Genomic DNA, 20180 nt, shown 5'->3' with positions numbered 1-20180 from the left:
CCACAACCGCGAGAGGCCTCATAGCATCGAATTGACCAAAACGCTGCTCGCTTTCAGGCTGGCCCGACAAAAAGAACGGCCTGCATACGGCGAGGCGCGGTTTGCCGTCAGCTTGCCGATTTGCCACCCATCACCTTGAGTGCCGGGCGTTTGCGGCGGGTGACGAGGCGGCCGGCGACCGGAGCATCGGCGCGGCCGTCATCCCCGGCCTTCTCGGCGAACAGCCAGTCGATGAACACCTGCACGATCGGCGCCGTCCGCATTTCGTTGCGGCAGACGATGTAGAATTCATCGACCGCCGGCACCGACAGGCTGAACGGCGCGATCAGCATGCCCCTGGCCAGCAGCGCGCTTGCCGTCACGGAATCGCCCAGCGCCACGCCATGGCCGTGCACCGCGGCCTCGGTCGCCATGCGGGCATCGCCAAGATGATGGCGGCGGCCGCGCTCGAGGTCCAGCGCATCGGCGGCCGCCAGCCAGGTGTGCCATTCGCGGCCGTCGTCGCCATGCAGGAAGACATGGTCGGCAAGATCCCTGACGCCGCGGATCGGGCGGTTGTTGATCAAGGTCGGGCTCACCACGGGAAACAGTTCCAGCCCCGACCATTTGCGCATCCAGCAATCGGCCCAGCCGCCATTGCCATAGTGGACGCAGACATCGATATGCGGCGCCCTTATATCCCTGGGATCATTGGAGGGAATGAGCGTCAGCTGGATGTCTGGATATTGCGCGGTGAAGCTGCCGAGCCTCGGCGTCATCCACAAAAGCAGCAATGCCGGTACGCAGGACACCGAAAGCGCGCCGCTGCTGGCTGGGCGCGTCAGCCGCTGCGTGGCGGCGGCGATGCCGTCGAAGGCGGTCGATACAGCCGGCAGAAGCTCGGCGCCATGCGGCGTCAGCTTGACCCGCTGGCCGACACGCTCGAACAGCTTGACCCCGAGCGACTGCTCCAGCGCCTTGATCTGGTGGCTGATGGCGCCATGCGTGACGTTCAGCTCACTCGCCGCCTTGGTCAGCGAGCCAAGCCGCGCCGTCGCCTCGAAGGCGCGCAGCGGATTGAGGGGCGGCAGGCGTTTGGCCATCATGGACTCGACAGTTTGTGAGATTTTCTCACAGAAAACACCCTAACAATATCAATTGATTTTTCAATGCGGCTGCCGGACACTTCGGCCCTGAACAACTTCAAGACCTGAAATCTGCAGGCAGCCAGCGGGACAAGCGACCCGGCCGGACGACGGTCAATTCGCCTGGGATCGCCACTGGTCAAGCTGCACCAATCGAGGAGGAACCGATATGGGCTACGATCGCGGCAAGCTTGATGCGCTGCGTCGCAAATATGGCGAGAGCCATGGCGGCGAGATGTTCGATCCCAAGTTCCGCAAGGTCGCCGACAAGATCTTCTCCAAGAGCGGCACCAGGCTGGCGCCCTATTCCGGCATCCCGACCTTCCTCGCCGCGCCCTACCGTGAAATCGCCGCGGAGAACCCGGATTTCGGCGACCTGCAGGTGGCCATGATCGGCGTGCCGATGGACCTCGGCGTCACCAACCGGCCAGGCTCGCGCTTCGGGCCGAGGGCGCTGCGCGCCATCGAGCGCATCGGCCCCTACAACCACGTGCTGGAATGCGCCCCCACGCATGAGCTGAGGGTGGCCGACATCGGCGACACGCCATTCCGCAGCCGCTACCGGCTGGAGATCAGCCATGAGGATATCGAGCGCCGCACCAACCAGATCGTCGGTGCCGGCGTCATTCCGCTGTCGGTCGGCGGCGACCATTCGATCAGCCATCCGATCCTCAAGGCTGTCGGCAAGAAGGCGCCGGTCGGCCTGATCCATATCGACGCCCATTGCGACACCAGTGGCCTGTTCGACATGACCAAGTTCCACCACGGCGGCCCGTTCCGCAACGCGGTGCTCGACGGCGTGCTTGATCCGACGCGCACCATCCAGATCGGCATCCGCGGCTCGGCCGAATATCTGTGGGAGTTCACCTACGAGTCCGGTATGACCGTGGTGCACGCCGAGGAGGTGACCGGGCTCGGTATCCCCGCCATCATCGAAAAGGCGCGCAAGATCGTCGGCGACGGCCCGACCTATGTGTCGTTCGACATCGATAGCGTCGATCCGGCCTTCGCGCCCGGCACCGGCACGCCGGAAGTCGGTGGGCTGACGACGCGCGAGGTGCTCGAGCTGCTGCGCGGCCTCAAAGGCCTCAACATCGTCGGCGGCGACGTCGTCGAGGTGGCGCCGCAATATGACGCCACCACCAACACCGCGCATGCCGGCGCCCAGGTGCTGTTCGAGATACTGAGCCTGATGGTGTTCAGCCCGGCCATCACGGGCAAGGGGGCCTGACGGACTTCACGAAAAGGCGGCCGCCGCGCTGGAGCCGGCGGCTGACCCAACAATCAAAAAAGCTTCCAGAAGGGGAATGACAATGACAATCCACTCGACACTGAAATCATCCATCGCCGCCGCCCTGATGCTGGGTGCGGCCGGTCTTGGCTTTGTTACGCAGGCGGCCAATGCCGACGCGCTGGCCGATATCACCAAGGCCGGCACCATCAATGTCGGCGTCTTCGCGGATTTCCCGCCCTTCTCCTCGGCCAGCGCCGATATGAGCCTCAAGGGCTATGACATGGATGTGGCTCAATACATCGCCGACACGCTCAAGGTGAAGCTCAATCCGGTCGCCGTCACCGGCCAGAACCGCATCCCCTATCTGAACGACCATCGCGTCGACATCCTGATGAGCGTCGGCTACTCGAAGGAGCGCGAGCAGGTCATCGATTTCGCCGCCGCCTACGCGCCCTATTACATCGCGGTGATCGGTCCGGCGGCGATGTCGGTCAAGGGCAAGGAAGACCTTGCCGGCAAGTCGATCGCCGTCAATCGCGGCACGCTCGAGGACACTTCGCTCACCGAGGCCGCGCCCGCCTCGGCCGACATCAAGCGCTTCGACAACTACAATTCGGTGATCCAGGCCTTCATCTCGGGCCAGACCCAGCTGATGGTCGTCGGCAACGATGTCGGCGCGCAGGTGCTGGCCAAGCAGGATGCGCTGAAGCCGGAGCAGAAGTTCCAGCTCCTGACCTCGCCTTCGCATATCGGTCTCAACAAGAATGAGGACGGGTTGAAGAAGGCGGTCAACGACGCCATCGCCAAGATGCTGGCCGACGGCAAGCTGGACGAAAGCTCGAAGGCCTGGCTGAAGACGCCGCTCAATCCCGACAACCTCAAGGATTGAGTTCCCATGGCCTTCGGCTGGCTTCCAGGTGCCGTGGGCGACATCGCGCACGGCGCGGCCACGACGATCCTGCTGATCGCCGTGACCACGCTGGCGGGAACGCTGCTCAGCATCCTGGGCGCCGCCGGACGGCGAAACGGCCCCGCGCTGCTTCGCCGGGCCATCGCCTGGTACGTCGAGGTGATGCGCAACACACCGTTCCTGGTGCAGCTGTTCTTCATTTTCTTCGGGCTGCCGAGTCTCGGGATCCGGCTCGACCCGATCCTGGCCGCCATGCTGGCGATGACGCTCAACATGGCGGCCTACACGATCGAGATCGTCGGCGCCGGACTTGATGCGGTGCCGCTCGGGCAGACGGAAGCAGCGCTGGCCCTGGGGCTCAGGCCCCGTCAGGTGTTCATCAAGATCGTGCTGCCGCAGGCACTCAAGGTGATCTATCCGGCACTCACCAGCCAGATCGTCATCATGATGCTGGAGTCGGCCGTGGTGTCGCAGATCGCGGTGCGCGAGCTGACCTACGAGGCCGACATGCTGCAGGCTCGGACCTTCCGGTCCTTCGAGACCTATTTCGTCGTGACATTGGTCTATCTCGCTTTGTCCATGGCCTTGCGCCGGCTCCTGGTCACCGGCGGGCGCCGCGCTCTCGGGGCTGGCGTGTCATGATCGAGTTCACCTTCTGGGACATCGTGCGCAATCTTCTGCTGGCCGCACGCTGGACGGTGCTGCTGTCGTTGGCCGCCTTCGTTGGCGGCGCGCTGGTCGGAATGGTCGTGCTGTTCTTCAGGATCTCCAAGAACACATGGAGCCGGCGCCTCGCTTCCGGCTACATCGCCCTTTTCCAGGGAACGCCGCTCCTGATGCAACTGTTCCTGATGTTCTTCGGCTTGCCGATGCTCGGCCTGCGCATCGAGCCATGGACCGCGGCGGTGCTCGGCCTCACCTTCTTCGCCAGCGCCTATCTGGCCGAGATCTGGCGTTCGGGGGTGGACGCGCTGCCCTTGGGCCAATGGGACGCCGGCGCCAGCCTCGGCCTGCACTATCTGCAGGAACTCAGGCTGATCATCCTGCCGCAAGCCTTCTCGATCACCCGCGCCCCGACGGTCGGTTTCCTGGTGCAGCTGATCAAGTCGACGGCACTGACCTCGATCATCGGCTTCGAGGAACTGGTGCGGACCTCGAACGCCATCAACAACGCCACTTTCGAACCGTTCAAGGTCTATGGCCTGGTGGCGCTGATCTTCTTCGTCATGTGCTTTCCGCTGACGCAATATGCCCGATCGCTCGAAAAGCGGGCGGCTCATTGAGTGGAGAGCATGCTGTGTTGGCGAACATCGGCGGAGACTAAAAAACTATAGGAGGCGCTCGAATGCCTGTTGGGGTCATTGGATGACGTTGGGTGCGTCAACTTTGGGGTCGCAAGCGGACGGTCCGCTTTGAGGTTCGGAATGTCAAAAGCGGACATTCGGCGCCCGTACGCATTGGCTTGAATTGGAGGCGATCGGCAATCATCCACGGTCGGCCATGTCGGCTCGCCGATAGGACATACCCTGAGACGCACCGCATGGCGCTGTTTCATCGCCGGCAAAACGGCACTCGCTGGCCGCGCTGAGCACAGGCTCTGGTCCAGTTTCCCATCGCAGGAGCAATCAGGACTTGTGCTACTCGCCAAGAACTATGCGCAAGAGGTGGACCGTGCTTCGTGCGTTGGTTTTCTTGAGAAGATTGGCCCTGTGGAACTCGACCGTTCGCGGGGCAATTCCCAGGGTGCGGGCAATCTCCTTGCTCGAATAACCCCTGACGATTTGGGCGAGCACGACACGCTCGCGGGCTGTGAAAGCGGCATGGCCGGTGTCCGCGAGGACATCCAGTGCGCCATTCAGCTTCCTGATCTCCTGCTTGGCGGCCTGAAGCTCCGGCGTCTCTAGAAATTCCCATTCCCCCTTTCGCCGGGTGATGGTGAATTGGTGGGCGCGCGCCACATCGAGCAGGTCAACGGCCCTGCTTTTCGACAGGGAATAAGTGCACAACACCACCATCTTCTGGCCCGCCAGTGACCGGTCGAGTTCATGCTCGTACTGGCAAAACTCCTTCCAGTGGCTTGTCCCTATCCAGAATGCGTTGCCGCTCACTCTCATCCCGGCGAAGCCTCTTTCCCGGGCTGCGCGCAGCTTCTCATCCCAGCCGCCGGTGATGTGCTGCATGTCGAACTCCCCACCCGGAAGATACCAGTCAGTGGCTGGGATCATCTCCATCTGGCCGGCCACCAGGCGTGCATCAATGTCGGGAATGGACTGCCGCAACGCATCCTTCGCCGTCTCTGCGTCGATCGGATCGGAGACCGCCCAGATGCAGAATTCGTTGTCCTCCAGGCCAGCCGCGAAATAGGAAGCGTTGGTGGCTAACAGGTCCTCTTCCGCTTCGTAGAAGACGCAGATGTGTGTGCCCCAGGATATCTCGCCCATGACGCGGATGCCGGACTTGCGGAGCGCGTGGGCAGACTCATCGTTCATGTCGATGCCGCTTTCCGGGTGCACGAGTACGTCACTGAGCCACTAAATCAGTCGCAGCCGACGGCGGCCCACGCCACGTCGGCCATTCCGTTACGGAACCTGTTGATCGTGCCAGTAGAATATGCGCGATAGCTGGCCATCTATGGGGGCATGCATCTCCGGATACTATCAGCCGTGGCCCCAACATGACAGAGATTTTCAAGGCCGGGTTCGGCAATCTGATCCGCAGTACCGCGGTCGCGAACCCGCGCCGCTATGGCGTGCCGGAAGGGATCGCGGCCCGGCTGCCCGATCTATCCAGGGATGGTTTGGCCATCAGCGATCTGCGTGAAAAGGGTATGGCGCTCGTCTACGTCAACCGCGCGTTCCAGGACATCACCGGCTATTCCAGCGACGAACTGATCGGGAGAAACTGCCGCTTCCTGCAAGGCAGCGATCGCCTTCAACCCGAAATCCAGGCCATTCGCGAAGCCATCGCCCGGCGTGAGGATGTTGCCGTCACGCTGAAGAACTTCCGCAAGGACGGTAGCTGGTTCTGGAACGAACTCCGCCTCGCACCTATGAGCATCGCTGGTGGCGAGCCGACGCACTATATCGGACTGATGCGGGACGTGACGGCGAGCAGGGTCGCCGCCGCGCAAATTGCCCAGAGCACCCGCGCCGACATGCTCACCGGTGTTCTCAACAGATACGCCTTCGTCGAGGACGTCGACATCCTGCTGCGTCAAGGGGAACGGCCGATCCTGCTTGTCAAGATCGACATGGCTCGTTTCCATGACATCAACGAAGGGTACGGATATGATGTTGGCGACCAGGTGCTGGTGCAGATTGCGCGACGCCTGACCAACACAGGTGCTGCATTGGTCTGCCGCACGGGATCCAATGAGTTTGCGCTCGCCCAGCCGCTTGGCCATGCCGACGAGGCCCAAGCGGCAATCGAAATGATCCGGCAGTCCCTGGCGCCGCGTTATCTCGTGGCGGGCGCAACGATCAGGATCCGTTTCGCGACGGGCTATGTCGTTGGCAACCAGACGACGGACGCCATAACGCTGGTTCGTCGTGCCGGTGCCGCTTTGCATCGGTCGAAGTCGTCGGCGTTCCTCGATATTTGCGCATTCAGTTCCGAGGACGATAGGCGTGCGCGAAACCGACTGCGCATGACCAGCGAAATGCAGCAGGCCCTGGAACATGACGAGTTCGATTCTCACTACCAGCCGCAGGTCGACCTCGCCACGGGAACGGTTGTCGGTGCAGAAGCCCTGTTGCGATGGCACCATGGCCTGTTTGGGATGCAGTCGCCGGACAAGTTCATCAGCCATGCCGAAGACACGGGTCTTATACTCGACATCGGCGCCCGTGGCCTTCGCACCGTCGCGGACTTTGCCGCGCGCGTGAACAGGGACCGACAAGTGCCGATAGTCTTCTCGTTCAATGTCTCGCCGCTTGAGTTCAAGCTTCGTGACATGCCGAAATTTGTCTCCGACGTGCTTACCGCCAGTGGCGCCGATGCTGCATGGATCAAGCTTGAGCTCACCGAGAGCCTGATGGTCGAAAGTTCCGCGGAAATGCTGTCGATCATGAGACACCTGCGCGAACTGGGCGTCGGCCTGTCCATCGATGACTTCGGAACCGGCTACGCCAATCTGCGCTACCTCGAAGACTTCCCCCTCACGGAGATCAAGATCGATCGCGGTTTTGTCAAAGGGCTGGCGCAAAGCCGATCCAAGCGGGTCATCATCGAGTCCATCATCAGGATTTCCAGGGAACTCGGCTTTCATGTCGTCGCCGAGGGAATAGAGACAGAGGTGGAACGCACGCTGTTGCGCGAGATGGACTGCGATTTCGGGCAAGGATTTCTGTTCGGTCGGCCGGTCGACGCTGCAGGATTTGAATCGCTGATTTGAGGGCTCGCACGGCCAGCCAGTCGAGATGTGACCAAAGCTCTGAACGCGGACCGTTTGGCGCATTCGTTCAAGACTCGAGCCCGGACCCACATCGTGAATTATTAGATGGAACTAAATCGGGGTCGAAACCGTAGGGTGGGACGGCCAAGGGGAGCATCCAGATGAACAACGGCGCGGTTCTGGTCGTCGAGGATGAGCATCTGATCCTGCTTGACGTCGAGTCGGCCCTGGAAGAAGCTGGCTTTGAAGTCGTAGGGGCTCAAAACGCGGCCCAGGCCATGGCGTTCTTCGACGCCGAGCCGGTCAAGTTCAAGGGCCTCGTCACCGACATACGCCTGGGGGCGGGTAAATCCGGTTGGGAGGTTGCACGGCATCTGCGCCGGGCCAACCCGACAATACCCGTGATCTACATGAGTGGCGATAGCGCCATCCACTGGGGTGCCGAGGGTGTTCCGGAAAGCGTCATGATCACCAAACCCTTCTTCCTGCCGCAGATTATCGCGGCCTTGTCGACGTTGCTGAATCAGCAGCATTCCGACAATAGCTGACTACCTACGCTCGATGACGCCACGCACCCACCGTTACATTGTACCCTTTGCGGGCCGACCTTAAAGTCGGACGAAGTGCTCTCCCGCCGACAACGCAAGCCGCCTATCGGGATAGTTTCCTGGCGCGGAAGCGACCTCCGAGGTGGTCGCGCTAGATGTCTGCTTTTGGGGCAATAGCAAAATTGTCCACTACGTCCAAGTTGGGGGCGCAAAGCGAACGTTTCGTGGGCTGACATGAAGGCTCCGTCCAATGAGCCGCAATGTCGGCAGCCAGGCAGCCGGCGGCCGTCCGCTTCAATGCCCGAAGGCAAGCGACGGCGCGATCCGGTCGCGGCGCAGCCAGCGCGCCAGGAGCAGCGCCGCCACCACGGCCAGCCCTGTCGAGAGGCCCATCCAGATGCCGACGCCGTGCAAGCCGAAATGGAAGGCGAGCAGCACGCCAAGCGGCAGGCCCACGCCCCAATAGCCGATCGCGGCGTAGATCATCGGCACCTTGGTGTCATGCAGGCCGCGCAGCATGCCGGCGGCGACCGCTTGCGCGCCGTCGAAGACCTGGAACAGGGCGGCGAAGGCCAGGAACGACACGGCAAGCGTGATCACCCTGGCGTTGGCCGGGTTGGCCAGATCGATGAAGGCGCTGATCAGCGGATGCGGCCACAGGATCATCACCAGCCCCATCAGCGCCATGAACGAGACGCCGATGACAAAGGCGGTCCAGCCGGCACGCGAGACGCCTTCCGGATTGCCTGCGCCGTGCGCGAGGCCGACGCGCACCGTCACCGCCTGGTTGAGGCCAAGCGGCACCATGAAGGAGATCGAGGCGATCTGGATGGCGATGGCGTGCGCTGCCAGCGAATCCGCGTCGATCAGGCCCATCAGCAGCGCCGCGGCGTTGAAGATCGTCACCTCGAAGGCGAGGATGCCGGCGATCGGCAGGCCGAGCCGAAGCAGGCCCTTGAAACGCTGCCAGTCGGATCGCCAGAAGCGCCCGAACAGGCGGTAGCGTCGGAACCTCTTCTCCAGCATCACCACCGCTGCCATGCCGGCGAACATCAGCGTGCTGGACAGCGAGGTGGCAAGGCCCGAGCCGGAGATGCCCATTGCCGGAAAGCCGAGATTGCCGAACATGAACACCCAGTTGAAGAGCGCGTTGCAGGCGACTGCGACGAAAACGATGACCAGAGCCCAACCAGGGCGTTCCAGCGCCGAGATGAACGAGCGCAGCACGATGTAGCCATAGAAAGGCAGCACCGCCCATTCCAGCCAGCGCAGGTAGATGCCTGCCTGGTGCGCCAAAGCAGGCTCCTGGCCCATCGCCAGCAGAATGGATTCGCCATGCCACAGGAAGATCCAGATCGGGATCGAGATCAGGATCGCCAGCCACAAGCCCTGGCGCACGGTGCGGCGCAGGTCGCGCACCGAATGGCGGCGACGGCCAAGCTCGGTTGCGATCATAGGCGAGGTTGCCAGCATCAGGCCGAGGCCGAAGATCAGCGGCATGAAATAGAGGTTGGCGCCAAGCGCGCCGCTCGCCAGCGTATCCGGCCCGAGCCGTCCCATCATCATGACGTCGGTGGCCGTCATCGCCGTTTGGCCGAGATTGGTCAGCACCATCGGCCAGGCCAGCGCCAGCGTCGCCTTGATTTCCTGACGCCAAAGATTTTCCGGCGCGCGAGCGCCGGCTTCGATCGCAGACATTGTTCCGCTCTTTCCAGGCGCGGCACGTCGGCAAGAAGCCGGAAGCCGCATGTCAAACGCGAAACCTATGGTTTCACGGCGTTTGCGCCGTCTATTGAACGAAATGCGACATGAAGGCAAGGGAGGAGGAGCGGGTACCGATTGAGCCAGATGGCAAACTTGCACCTCTCAGCAAAGACTAGCGCCGGCATTGCCGTAGGGGCACGAACAGTTAGATTGGTAACCACATTTGGTTTCAGGTCGACCGCCTCAAGCGGAGCAACTACGAAAGTTACGTCTGGATGGACGAAGAGAAAATCAGGCAGGCGCTTATCCTGTTTCCTGGATCGCGCCGCGCGGCCAACGGTGTCATCGTCGGAGATGAGGAGGGCAGTTTCTATATCACCGATTTCGGCCCGAGAGATGAGGAGCTAACTCCAGAAGAGGATTTTCTTGTTCCTTTTTGCGCAAAGAAAGAGATAATTCGGCTAAGGTCACTTAAAACATCCCATGACTATCTACTTCGGCTTAGAGCAATTACCATAGCCGATTCAAGCCGCCTAAATCGTGTCATGATTGAACGTCGAAAGAAATTTGAGAGAGGGGGCCGTATATGGACACTCTCCGGATACTACGATACTTTTAATAAATACCATAGGAATTACATATTGAAGATTCCGCACAAAGATCGAAAAGCTTTAAGATCGGTTCCATCCGGATTTGTGCCGCTGATAGAAGCTAACGCCATTTGCCTGAAATCGGTTCTTGGCGAAGTAGTTATAGTATCCGAGGCGTTAAAATATTTCTATTACTACATGACAATCTGCCTTCACGGGACCCGCTATGGAATTCTGCCAGAAGATTGCGTAAACGCAGGCTTAATAGGCCTTCGCGTTATGGTTGGTAGTGAGGCTCAGGATTTCGATATCGATCCGCGAGGGATTTTGCCAAAACCAGTTGAAGCAGCGATCCGACAGAGCGTTGATGCGATGGTTGAGTTTACCTATGGTCACGAATACGCTCACTTTCTACTTGGTCATCTATCGTCGGTGGCAGAATTAAGGATGGCAGATCGCAATGAAGATCAAATTATTTATGAGCACGCCTTTGAATATGAGGCAGATTTACACGCAATTAGAGTGGTAACAAATCGCGATTATCGTTCGAAGTTAGCCGTAGCTGCTTTTAATATTTTTCTTTATCTATACCTTATCGAATTTATGGCTGTTGAGCATTCCGATGTCCCGAATTTTGCCGTGTCGAGAACGCATCCGGCCCCCCTAGATAGGCTAAGAAATCTGCGCGAAACCCTTGGGAATAAGGATCTTCCGAAGCGACACGAACTTGGAATGGCCATTTTTGAAGTCCGGAGAATGGCCAGTATTATACTTGAAAGAATAAAGGCATCTAGTAGGAGCGACGTTCTTACGGCTTATGGATCGGTTTACATGCATGGACTAGGTGGTAAAGAGAGGCGAGATCGTATCGACTACTGACCCAAGTCATAGCCTATCAGGGCATGAACTGCGCAAACAGGCAGCTAGTCGGCTGCTTGTTATCTTGCCGGCCCGATATGCTGAGGATTGGCCGGGAGATACATAACCGGTGAGTTCCGGGAGGTATGAATGCAGTTCAAGCGCAGAAAAAACCCCGTTGCCACGCTTCGCACAGCACCAGCCTTCGAACATATCGTCACCGAAGCCAGCGACAGCTTTCTGTGGCGGCTCGACGACTATCCCTGGGAGCGCAATGTCTGGAATTTCCACCCCGAGTACGAAATCCACCTGCTGCGGAAATCCTCCGGCGTGGTCCTGGTCGGCGATCACATTGGCGAGTTCGGGCCTGGCTACCTGACCATCGTCGGCGGCGGCCTGCCGCATGACTGGGTGACGGCGGTGCAGCCGGGCGAGCTGATCGAAGGCCGCGACATCGTCCTGCAATTCGACGCGCAGAGGTTGCGCGGCTCGGCGGGCCTGTTGCCCGAACTGCGCGAACTGGAGCCGTTCCTGGAGCGGTCGCTGCGCGGCATGGTCTTTCACGGTCGCACGGCGCTGGAGGGCGCCGAACTGATGGAGCGGATGGGGACGGTGCATGGGCTCGCCCGCCTCTGCCTGTTCCTCGAGCTCGTCGACCTCCTGGCCAGGACCGACGAGTACGAACTCTTGTCTTCGCCGGATTTCTCCCCGGTTCTCGATGCCGCGTCGCTCGACATCATCCAGCGCACGCTGACCTATCTGTTCCAGCACTTCGCCGAGGATCTGAAGCTGCCCGACGTGGCCGAGCTCGCGGGAATGACGGAGAGCACATTTTCGCGCTTCTTCCAGAAAAACACCGGCAACTCCTTCAGCGACCACCTTGCCAAGCTCAGGCTCTGGCAGGCCTGCAAGCTGCTGGCGGATACCGATGTTGCCATCACCGACATCTGTTTCCAGGTCGGCTACATGAACATCTCGAACTTCAACCGCGCCTTCCTGCGCAAGCACAAGATGACGCCGTCATCCTACCGCAAGCTGTCGCGACAACGGTTGACGATGCGCGCATAACCACGCCCTGAAATCGACGGTTCGGATGCGATCGATACTCGTGTGACGGACTTTGTTCCGAGGCGCCATTTTTTGCGCTGCACAATGCATAAAAGTACATGTTTGCTGCAACGGGGCTTCTAGCTTGGTCCGGCTGAACTCCTCATTTTGGCGATGGGTGGCTTGTCGCTCGGGCGATGGTGAGGATCGCAGACCCCGAGGATGTCCGCTTCCCGCGAGTGTTCCTGGAGGAGAAAAATCAATGAAACCAATTCGGCTCGCTGCGGGCTTGGGCGCAGCTTTCATGCTTTCCGCTACCGTATCAACCATCGCATTGGCGCAGGCGCCGGTCTGCACGGCGCCGGTCAAGGTGCTGGCGCAGCCACGCGACGGCCTGACGCTTCTGGAGGACTCCAAGGCCGAGTTCGAGAAGCTCGCCGGCGCCGGCTTCCAGATCGACTATCTGAACGAAAACGACCGCCGCGCGAAATCGCGCGCCGATGCGTCCACCGTCGGCAACTACAACGTCTACTACGTCGACGAAGCCAATGTCGCTCTGTTCGCCTCGTCGAAATGGATCGTGCCGCTGACCGACTATTATCCGGCTGACTATGACTACGCCGACTTCGATCCCGGCCGCCAGAAGGTCGCGACCTATGACGGCAAGGTCTGGTTCGCACCGCTGACTGGCGGCGGCGACCTGATGGTCTACCGCAAGGACGTGCTGGAGGCCGCCGGCATCCAGCCGCCGAAGACACTCGACGAGCTGATCGCCGATGTGCCAAAGCTAACCAATCCGGACAAGGGCATGTATGGCATCGCGCTGCGCGGCGCACGCGGTTCGGGCGCCAATGTCTGGCGCTGGATGCCCTTCTTCAAGGCCTATGGCGGTCAGTGGTTTGATGGCGGCAAGCCGGTCTTCAATTCGGACGCCGCCGTCAAGGCGACCGAAACCTATCTGAAACTCTTCAAGGACTCGGCCCCCGGCACGCAGACCGGCAGCTGGGATGAATCGACCGGCGCCTTCCTCTCCGGCCAGGTCGCCATCCTCGTCGAATCGACACCGCTGTCGGGCATGGCGGTCGATCCGAAGACCTCGCAGGTGGTCGGCAAGATCGGCTTCCTGCCGCCGCCCTCGCCACTGCCCGGCGGCGGTTACGGCCATGGCCTTGCCATCGCGGCGAAGGCCAATGCCGACGACGCTTCGAAGAAATGCGCCGGCCTGGTCATCGCCTGGGCAACCTCGAAGGAAAACGAGAAGCGCCGGCTCGACGCCCACCAGTTCGGCGAGCTGAACCGCACCAGCATCCTATCCAGCAAGGAATTCGCCGATATCTACGGCGCCGATCTCGGTCAGGCGCTAGCCGAGACCGGCAAGGTCACGGCGGTGAACTTCTGGCAGGATCCGCGCTGGCCCGATCTCGGCGACCGTTGGGGCATCATCCTCGAGGAACTGGTCACGGGCACCCGCACCGACATCAAGGGCGGCCTCAACGAGCTCGAGGCCTATGCCAACGATCTGGCGAAGAAGAAATAGAGCGATCCTCCCGCCCGTGGCGCGCGGTCCGCGGCATTGTCCGCAATGCCGGGACCTGCGCGCCGCGGGAACTTTGCCCAACGAGTAAGTCATGCCGACACGATCGAGACGCAAGCGAGGATAGATGCCAATGGCTCGACGCACGTCGCTCCCTGTCACCTTCGTCGTTCCGACCATCGCCATCCTGCTGGTGCTGTCGATGGTGCCGACGCTCTACGCCATTGTCATCGCCTTGCAGAACCGCGAGTTGAGCACACCCGATTATTCCTGGGTCTGGCTTTCGAACTTTTATGACTTGTTTCTCGACCGCCGCTTCCTCAACGCGGTCTGGGTGTCGGTGAAATGGGAGATCGTCACCGTCGTCGCGACGATGGTGGTGGCGATCGGGCTCGGGGTGCTGATGTTCGAGGTCGCCAGCCCACGCCTGCGCAATGTCTACTGCCTGCTGTTCATCATCCCGGTGCTTTTGCCGCGCGTCTCGGCTGCCTTCGTCTGGAAGTTCGCCTACCATCCGCTCTACGGCATCGCCACCTATCCCTACAGGCTCATCACCGGCGGGCTGATCTTCGATCCGTTGTCGAAGCCGGCGACGGCCTTGTTCGCCGTCGCTTCGGTCGATGTCTGGCAGTGGGGATTGTTCTTCGCCGTCATCGTGCTGAAGCTGCTCGAAACCCTGCCGCCGCAGCCGATCGAGGCGGCGCGGCTCGACCACGCCAAACGCTGGCAGATCCACGCCTATGTTACCTTGCCGATGCTGAAGGCGCCGTTGATCAGCCTGATGTTCGTGAAGATGATCGAATCACTGCGTTCCTTCGACCTGATCTACGTGATGACCCGCGGCGGACCGGGCGTGGCTACCGAAACGCTCGACATGTACGCCTTCTCGCAAGGCTTCATCGAGTCCGGCAAGGTCTCCTACGCCTCGGCCATGGCCGTGCTGATGATGATCGCCACCGTCATCACCTTCACCATGCTGTGGAAGCGGGTGCAGGCATGAAGCCCGGCAGATTGATCGGCAAGGCGATATTGGCGCTGGCAGGATTCCTGGCCGTGTTTCCGCTGCTGTGGACGGCGCTCAACGCGCTCAAGAACAATGTCGACATCATCACCCGCGTGCCGCGCCTGGTGTTCACGCCGACATCGGCCAACATCAGCTATATCCTCGGCCGCGACAGCGTGCTCACCGGGCTCTACAACTCCGTCGTCGCCTGCGGCTCGGCCGTGCTGATCGGCGTCGTGCTCGGCCTGCCGGCGGCCTACGCGGTGGCGCGCTACCCCAACCGATGGGCCGGCGACATCCAGTTCTTCGTGCTGTCGCTGCGCTTCCTGCCGCCGGTCGCGGTGGCCATTCCGCTGATGGTGATCTGGCTGCAGGTCGGTCTCTACGATACTTTGCCGGCGCTGATCATCACCTACTCGCTGCTCACCATCTCGGTGATCATGTGGCTCGCCATCCCCGCCTTCCAAGGCGTGCCGAAGGAGATCGAGGAAGCAGCCTTCGTCGACGGCTACGGTGCCTATTCGGTGTTCTGGCGCATTGCCTTGCCCGTCGCCGCCCGCTCCCTGGCAGGGGCGGTCGCCTTCAGCTTCGTGCTGGTCTGGAACGAATTCCTGATCGCGCTGATGCTGTCGAGTTCCAACGCCAAGACCTTGCCGATCGTCGCCTCGGAACTCTCCCAGCAGGGCATGAATGTGCCGTGGGGCATTCTGAACGCCTCGGTCGTGCTCCTGTCGCTGCCCCCGCTGCTGTTCCTCGGCGTGCTCAGCGGCTTCCTGAATTCCGTTTTCCGGCAAAAAAAGACTTGATGTGAGGATTTCCCCGATGCGGGCACTGGTGCTTGAGAAAAAAGGCGAACTGTCGCTGCGCGAGATCGCGTTGCCGCTCGATGTCGGGCCGGACGACGTCAGGATAGCCATCCACACGGTCGGCGTCTGCGGTAGCGACGTGCACTATTACACGCATGGCGCGATCGGCAGCTACGTCGTCCGCGCGCCGATGGTGCTCGGCCACGAGGCCGCGGGGACGGTCGTCGAGATTGGCTCCAATGTCGAGACGTTCAAGGTCGGCGACCGCGTCTGCATGGAACCGGGCGTGCCGAACCTGTCGTCGCGCGCGACAAAGCTCGGCATCTACAATGTCGACCCGGACGTACGCTTCTGGGCGACGCCGCCGGTGCATGGCGTGCTCGCGCCCTACGCCGTGCATCCGGCCGCCTTCACCTACAAACTGCCCGACAATGTCTCCTTCGCCGAGGGTGCGATGGTTGAACCCTTCGCCATCGGCATGCAGGCGGCAAGCCGTGCCAGGATCGTTCCGGGCGATGTCGCCGTCGTCGTCGGCTGCGGCCCGATCGGCATCATGATCGCGCTTGCCGCCCTTGCCGGCGGCTGTTCGAAAGTGCTGATCTCCGACTTTTCCGCGCCCAAGCTGGCGATCGCCGTGCAGTATGCCGGCGTCGTGCCGGTCAATATCGGCAAGGAGTCGCTGGCCGATGCCGTTGCCGCCGCGACCGGCAATTGGGGTGCCGATATCGTCTTCGAGGCCAGCGGCAATCCGAAGGCCTTTGCCGACCTGTTCAATGTCGTTCGGCCGGGCGGCGCGGTGGTGCTGGTCGGCCTGCCGGTGGAGCCGGTCGCACTCAACGTGCCGGCTGCGATCTCCAAGGAGGTGCGCATCGAGACGGTGTTCCGCTATGCCAACATCTTCGACCGCGCCTTGCAGCTGATCGCTTCCGGCAAGGTCGACCTCAAGCCGCTGATCACCGGCACCTATGATTTCTCCGACAGCATCAAGGCATTCGAGCGGGCTGCCGAGGGCAACCCGCAGGACGTCAAGCTGCAGATCCTGCTCAGCGGCGAGAAGGGCTGACCATGTCCGCGATCGTTTGCTCCCATGTCGACAAGGCCTATGGCGCCACCACGGTGATCCGCGATCTCAACCTCTCGATAGAGGAACACGAATTCGTCGTGTTCCTCGGCCCGTCCGGCTGCGGCAAGTCGACCTTGCTGCGCATGCTGGCGGGGCTGGAGGACATCAGCGGCGGGGAGGTCTCGATCGGCGGCAAGGTGGTCAACGATCTCGATCCGGGCGACCGCGGCATAGCCATGGTGTTCCAGAACTACGCGCTCTATCCGCACATGACGATCTTCGACAACATCGCCTTCGGGCTGCGGCGCCAGAAGGTGCCGCCAGCCGATATCCGCAAGCGGGTCGAAGCGGTGTCGCGGACGCTTGGGCTCGAACCCTATCTCGGCCGCAAGCCGGCCGAGCTTTCCGGCGGCCAGCAGCAGCGCGTGGCGATTGCGCGGGCCATGATCAAGACGCCAAAGGTGTTCCTGTTCGACGAGCCGCTTTCCAATCTCGACGCCAAATTGCGCAACCATATGCGCGTCGAGATCGCGCGCCTGCACCAGTCGTTGAAGACCACCACCGTCTACGTCACCCATGACCAGCTGGAGGCGATGACGCTGGCCGACCGCATCGTGCTGCTCAAGGACGGGGTCATCGAGCAGATCGGTTCTCCGGCGGAAATCTATCGGCGGCCCGGCAACATGTTCGTCGCCGGTTTCATCGGCACGCCGAACATGAATTTCATCGAAGTCACGGTCGGCCGCTCCGGCAATGGCTGGATATTGACCGGTGCCGGAACGGTTCTTTCGGTCGAGGGCCGGGAGTTTCACCTGCGACATGGCGACCGCGCCGTGCTGGGCATCAGGCCTCCGGACCTGAAGACGGCCGGAGCCCGTGCCGCCGGTATATTGCAAGGCACGGCCGATCTCATCGAATTCCACGGCAATGACGCGCTGGTGACATTCGGTTCCGGCGGCAAGGAGATCAGCGCGCTGGTTCCGGCACGTGAATGCCCGGCGCTGAACGCCCCCGTGCGCTACACATTCGAGGAAGAAAGCATCCATCTGTTCGACGCGGCTTCGGGCGCGTCGCTGCGCAAGCAATAGCGCAAAATCTACCGTATCGCGTCGAGCGCCTGCCGCTGCCGGTGCATTTCCAGGAAGATCCGGTAGTCGCGATCGAAACGGGCGCCGGCGGCCGGGTTGGCGGCACGCCTCTTGCCGCCCTGCTGCATGGCGAGACACGCGGCGTTGAGGTCGGGGAAAAGCCCGGCGGCGGTAGCGGCGACCATGCCGGTGCCGAGCAGCACCGCCTCGTCGGCCAGCGGTTCGACCACCGTGCAGCCGGTGGCATCGGCGTAGAGCTCCATCAGCAGCGGGTTCTTGGTGTGGCCGCCCGTGACATGCAGCGTGTCGATCAGATAGCCGTTCTCGTTCAGCGCCTCCAGCACATGACGCACGCCGAGCGCGATGCCGACGGCGGTGCGCCAGTAGAGCTTGCACAGGCTGTCGAAGGAGGAATCCAGCGTCAGGCCGCTGACGACGCCCACGGCATGCGGATCGGCCAGCGGCGAGCGGTTGCCGTGGAAGTCCGGCAGCACATGCAGCCGCGCGGCGAGGTTCTCCCCTTCGGCGGCGCGCAGTTCGGCGACACGGCTGGCGATCCTGGCGTGCATCGCGGCGTCGGGCTCGCCGCCGGCGCCGTGCCAGCGGATGATGTGGTCGAGCAGGGCGCCGGTGGCCGACTGGCCGCCTTCCGACAGCCACAGCTTCGGCAGCGCCGCGCCGTAATAGGGGCCCCAGACACCCGCGAAAGGCTGCGGATCGGGAGACATCGCCATGACGCAGCTCGACGTGCCGGCGATCAGCGCCAGGTGGCGGCCGATATCCTGCTCATCGCCGGCAAAGCCGCCAAGCACGCCAAGCGCGCCGGCATAGGCATCGATGACCCCGGCGCCGACCCGGCAGCTTTCCGTCAGGCCGAGCTCAGCCGCCGCTTGCGCCGTCAGCGGACCGATGTCGGCGCCGACCGGACTGGCGCGCTCCGGCAGATTGCCGTGCTCGAAAAGATCGCCCAGGCCGACGATTTCGAAGAAATCGCGCTGCCACGCAGTGTCTTCATGCGCCAGATAGGTCCACTTCGCCGTCAGCGTGCATTGCGAGCGGGCCAGCGACCCGGTCGCCTGCCAGGTCAGGAAGTCGGCCAGGTCAAATAGATAGCCGGCTTCATTCCAGGTCCTTGGCAGGTTGCGCTTGAGCCACATCAGCTTCGGCGTCGCCATCTCCGGCGACATCACGCCGCCAATATAGTTGAGCACCTCGTGGCTGGTCGCCGTGCATTCGTCGGCCTCGGCGATGGCGCGGTGGTCGAGCCAGACGATAGTGTCCCAACGCTTGTCGCCGGTAGTCGAAACGCTGAGCTGATCGCCCTGCCGGTCGCGCACCACAAGAGAACAGGTGGCATCGAAGGAGATGCCGACAATTTCGTGCGCCGCCACACCGGCTTTTTCACGGGCGGCACGCACGGCGGCGCAGACGGCCGACCAGATATCGCGTGAATCATGCTCGGCATGATCGGGTTTTGGCTGGTTCATGGCGATCGGCCGATCGGCACGGCCGAGCAAGGTACCACTGGCGTCGAGAATGCCCGCGCGAGCGCTCCCGGTGCCGACATCGACCGCGCAAACAAACTGTTTCGTCAAGATGCTCTAACTCTCGCTCCCAGGCCTGCAATCAGATCGGGCAATTGCAGCATGTCAGCGAATATAAAGTCCGGTTCACTCGACGCAAGCCGCGCTTTCAAGGCGGGGTTGCCGGCATGCGAGCCCCCGGTGAAGGCAAAGACGCGCATGCCGGCCGCGCGCGCCGCCGCGACGCCGGCCGGACTGTCCTCGATGACGAGGCATTTGCGCGGATGGGCTCGCATGGTGGTGGCGGCATGAAGGAAAAGATCGGGCGCCGGCTTTCCCTTGGCCACCATCGTGGCGCTGAACAGATGCGGCTCCATCAGTCCGAGCAGGCCGGTGACGTCGAGCGCGTAGCGAATGCGTTCCAGCGTGCCGGAAGAGGCGACGCAGAACGGCAGGCCAAGCCTGGGCAACATCTCCTTGATGCCAGGGATCGGCTTCAGCTCCTCACGGAACTTCCGCATCAGGTCGACGCGCATGGCGGTAAGGTGCTGGTCGGTGATCTCCAGGCCGAAGTCGCGGCCAAGCATCTCGCGCACGCTTTTCATGCTCTTGCCGAGGAAATGTTCATACGCGGCATCAACGCCGATATCGCCGCCGGCGAGTTCGATCATGCCAAGCAGCGCCGAGACGGAAAGCGCTTCGCTGTCGACCAGCACGCCATCGCAGTCGAAGATGACCAGTTCAGGCGTCATGAT

Annotated in this window: 18 protein-coding genes; 13 read left to right on the top strand and 5 right to left on the bottom strand. The window is 61.9% G+C overall.

Annotation, left to right across the window (positions count from 1 at the left end; all coding sequences use genetic code 11):
* Nucleotides 1-107: 107 nt before the first annotated feature.
* Nucleotides 108-1082 carry a transcriptional regulator GcvA gene (gene gcvA, locus EB230_RS03210; protein ID WP_056570261.1) on the bottom strand — a complete coding sequence of 325 codons (975 nt, stop codon included), beginning with the start codon at nucleotides 1080-1082 and terminating at the stop codon, nucleotides 108-110.
* A gap of 211 nt (nucleotides 1083-1293) precedes the next feature.
* Here gcvA and speB point away from each other — a divergent pair, with 211 nt between their 5' ends.
* From speB to EB230_RS03190, 4 genes are all read left to right on the top strand, one after another.
* Nucleotides 1294-2355, top strand: a complete 1062-nt coding sequence (gene speB / locus EB230_RS03205) for an agmatinase (RefSeq protein WP_056568477.1) — start codon at nucleotides 1294-1296, stop codon at nucleotides 2353-2355.
* 82 nt (nucleotides 2356-2437) lie between these two features.
* Nucleotides 2438-3247 carry a transporter substrate-binding domain-containing protein gene (locus EB230_RS03200; RefSeq protein ID WP_056570265.1) on the top strand — a complete coding sequence of 270 codons (810 nt, stop codon included), beginning with the start codon at nucleotides 2438-2440 and terminating at the stop codon, nucleotides 3245-3247.
* A 6-nt stretch (nucleotides 3248-3253) separates the two neighbouring features.
* The gene (locus tag EB230_RS03195) at nucleotides 3254-3910 is read left to right on the top strand and encodes an amino acid ABC transporter permease (RefSeq protein ID WP_056568479.1); all 657 of its coding nucleotides are present in this window, start codon (nucleotides 3254-3256) and stop codon (nucleotides 3908-3910) included.
* A complete protein-coding gene (locus EB230_RS03190) occupies nucleotides 3907-4551 on the top strand; it encodes an amino acid ABC transporter permease (RefSeq protein ID WP_056568482.1) in 645 nt (214 codons plus the stop codon). Before EB230_RS03195 ends, EB230_RS03190 begins: the two co-directional genes overlap by 4 nt.
* A gap of 354 nt (nucleotides 4552-4905) precedes the next feature.
* Here EB230_RS03190 and EB230_RS32450 read toward each other — a convergent pair whose 3' ends face one another.
* Nucleotides 4906-5757 carry an MEDS domain-containing protein gene (locus EB230_RS32450; protein ID WP_056568484.1) on the bottom strand — a complete coding sequence of 284 codons (852 nt, stop codon included), beginning with the start codon at nucleotides 5755-5757 and terminating at the stop codon, nucleotides 4906-4908.
* Nucleotides 5758-5942: 185 nt separating this feature from the next.
* Between EB230_RS32450 and EB230_RS03180 the strand changes: the two genes are divergently transcribed.
* The gene (locus EB230_RS03180; protein WP_056568486.1) at nucleotides 5943-7661 is read left to right on the top strand and encodes a GGDEF domain-containing phosphodiesterase; all 1719 of its coding nucleotides are present in this window, start codon (nucleotides 5943-5945) and stop codon (nucleotides 7659-7661) included.
* Between the two features lie 161 nt (nucleotides 7662-7822).
* Nucleotides 7823-8209 carry a response regulator gene (locus EB230_RS03175; protein WP_056568488.1) on the top strand — a complete coding sequence of 129 codons (387 nt, stop codon included), beginning with the start codon at nucleotides 7823-7825 and terminating at the stop codon, nucleotides 8207-8209.
* Nucleotides 8210-8503: 294 nt separating this feature from the next.
* Here the strand turns inward: EB230_RS03175 and EB230_RS03170 are convergent, their stop codons facing one another.
* A complete protein-coding gene (locus EB230_RS03170; protein ID WP_056568490.1) occupies nucleotides 8504-9907 on the bottom strand; it encodes an MATE family efflux transporter in 1404 nt (467 codons plus the stop codon).
* Nucleotides 9908-10188: 281 nt separating this feature from the next.
* Here EB230_RS03170 and EB230_RS03165 point away from each other — a divergent pair, with 281 nt between their 5' ends.
* From EB230_RS03165 to ugpC, 7 genes are all read left to right on the top strand, one after another.
* Nucleotides 10189-11382, top strand: coding sequence for a M48 family metalloprotease (locus tag EB230_RS03165; protein ID WP_155772476.1), 1194 nt, complete (start codon nucleotides 10189-10191; stop codon nucleotides 11380-11382).
* 129 nt (nucleotides 11383-11511) lie between these two features.
* Entirely contained in the window at nucleotides 11512-12429 is a 918-nt protein-coding gene (locus tag EB230_RS03160; RefSeq protein WP_056568493.1) for an AraC family transcriptional regulator, read from the top strand.
* Between the two features lie 283 nt (nucleotides 12430-12712).
* Entirely contained in the window at nucleotides 12713-13945 is a 1233-nt protein-coding gene (locus tag EB230_RS03155) for an extracellular solute-binding protein (RefSeq protein WP_246738906.1), read from the top strand.
* A gap of 130 nt (nucleotides 13946-14075) precedes the next feature.
* Nucleotides 14076-14942 carry a sugar ABC transporter permease gene (locus EB230_RS03150; protein WP_056568498.1) on the top strand — a complete coding sequence of 289 codons (867 nt, stop codon included), beginning with the start codon at nucleotides 14076-14078 and terminating at the stop codon, nucleotides 14940-14942.
* Nucleotides 14939-15751 (top strand): carbohydrate ABC transporter permease, encoded by an 813-nt coding sequence (locus EB230_RS03145; protein ID WP_056568500.1) that lies wholly within the window; start codon nucleotides 14939-14941, stop codon nucleotides 15749-15751. Before EB230_RS03150 ends, EB230_RS03145 begins: the two co-directional genes overlap by 4 nt.
* 16 nt (nucleotides 15752-15767) lie before the next feature.
* Complete coding sequence (locus EB230_RS03140; RefSeq protein WP_056568502.1) at nucleotides 15768-16814, top strand: NAD(P)-dependent alcohol dehydrogenase; 1047 nt, start codon at nucleotides 15768-15770, stop codon at nucleotides 16812-16814.
* A 2-nt stretch (nucleotides 16815-16816) separates the two neighbouring features.
* Complete coding sequence (gene ugpC / locus EB230_RS03135) at nucleotides 16817-17902, top strand: sn-glycerol-3-phosphate ABC transporter ATP-binding protein UgpC (protein WP_056568504.1); 1086 nt, start codon at nucleotides 16817-16819, stop codon at nucleotides 17900-17902.
* Between the two features lie 8 nt (nucleotides 17903-17910).
* Here the strand turns inward: ugpC and EB230_RS03130 are convergent, their stop codons facing one another.
* Both EB230_RS03130 and EB230_RS03125 read right to left on the bottom strand, forming a co-directional pair.
* Entirely contained in the window at nucleotides 17911-19497 is a 1587-nt protein-coding gene (locus EB230_RS03130) for an FGGY-family carbohydrate kinase (protein ID WP_056568507.1), read from the bottom strand.
* The gene (locus EB230_RS03125) at nucleotides 19494-20177 is read right to left on the bottom strand and encodes an HAD-IA family hydrolase (RefSeq protein WP_056568510.1); all 684 of its coding nucleotides are present in this window, start codon (nucleotides 20175-20177) and stop codon (nucleotides 19494-19496) included. The genes EB230_RS03130 and EB230_RS03125 overlap by 4 nt, the downstream gene beginning before the upstream one ends.
* Between the last annotated feature and the right edge of the window lie 3 nt (nucleotides 20178-20180).

This window comes from Mesorhizobium sp. NZP2234, from assembly GCF_013170765.1.
In the GTDB taxonomy this organism is placed as follows: domain Bacteria; phylum Pseudomonadota; class Alphaproteobacteria; order Rhizobiales; family Rhizobiaceae; genus Mesorhizobium; species Mesorhizobium loti_D.
This window is presented reverse-complemented; position numbering and strand designations above follow the sequence as displayed.

Excerpts from the sequence above, each read along its gene's own strand:
- EB230_RS03195 (WP_056568479.1), top strand. The coding sequence starts at position 3,254 with ATGGCCTTCGGCTGGCTTCCAGGTGCCGTGGGCGACATCGCGCACGGC.
- ugpC (WP_056568504.1), top strand. The coding sequence starts at position 16,817 with ATGTCCGCGATCGTTTGCTCCCATGTCGACAAGGCCTATGGCGCCACC.
- EB230_RS03125 (WP_056568510.1), bottom strand. The coding sequence starts at position 20,177 with ATGACGCCTGAACTGGTCATCTTCGACTGCGATGGCGTGCTGGTCGAC.
- EB230_RS03190 (WP_056568482.1), top strand. The coding sequence starts at position 3,907 with ATGATCGAGTTCACCTTCTGGGACATCGTGCGCAATCTTCTGCTGGCC.
- gcvA (WP_056570261.1), bottom strand. The coding sequence starts at position 1,082 with ATGGCCAAACGCCTGCCGCCCCTCAATCCGCTGCGCGCCTTCGAGGCG.
- speB (WP_056568477.1), top strand. The coding sequence starts at position 1,294 with ATGGGCTACGATCGCGGCAAGCTTGATGCGCTGCGTCGCAAATATGGC.
- EB230_RS03160 (WP_056568493.1), top strand. The coding sequence starts at position 11,512 with ATGCAGTTCAAGCGCAGAAAAAACCCCGTTGCCACGCTTCGCACAGCA.
- EB230_RS03165 (WP_155772476.1), top strand. The coding sequence starts at position 10,189 with ATGGACGAAGAGAAAATCAGGCAGGCGCTTATCCTGTTTCCTGGATCG.
- EB230_RS03200 (WP_056570265.1), top strand. The coding sequence starts at position 2,438 with ATGACAATCCACTCGACACTGAAATCATCCATCGCCGCCGCCCTGATG.
- EB230_RS03180 (WP_056568486.1), top strand. The coding sequence starts at position 5,943 with ATGACAGAGATTTTCAAGGCCGGGTTCGGCAATCTGATCCGCAGTACC.
- EB230_RS03140 (WP_056568502.1), top strand. The coding sequence starts at position 15,768 with ATGCGGGCACTGGTGCTTGAGAAAAAAGGCGAACTGTCGCTGCGCGAG.
- EB230_RS03145 (WP_056568500.1), top strand. The coding sequence starts at position 14,939 with ATGAAGCCCGGCAGATTGATCGGCAAGGCGATATTGGCGCTGGCAGGA.
- EB230_RS32450 (WP_056568484.1), bottom strand. The coding sequence starts at position 5,757 with ATGAACGATGAGTCTGCCCACGCGCTCCGCAAGTCCGGCATCCGCGTC.
- EB230_RS03175 (WP_056568488.1), top strand. The coding sequence starts at position 7,823 with ATGAACAACGGCGCGGTTCTGGTCGTCGAGGATGAGCATCTGATCCTG.
- EB230_RS03155 (WP_246738906.1), top strand. The coding sequence starts at position 12,713 with ATGCTTTCCGCTACCGTATCAACCATCGCATTGGCGCAGGCGCCGGTC.
- EB230_RS03170 (WP_056568490.1), bottom strand. The coding sequence starts at position 9,907 with ATGTCTGCGATCGAAGCCGGCGCTCGCGCGCCGGAAAATCTTTGGCGT.
- EB230_RS03150 (WP_056568498.1), top strand. The coding sequence starts at position 14,076 with ATGGCTCGACGCACGTCGCTCCCTGTCACCTTCGTCGTTCCGACCATC.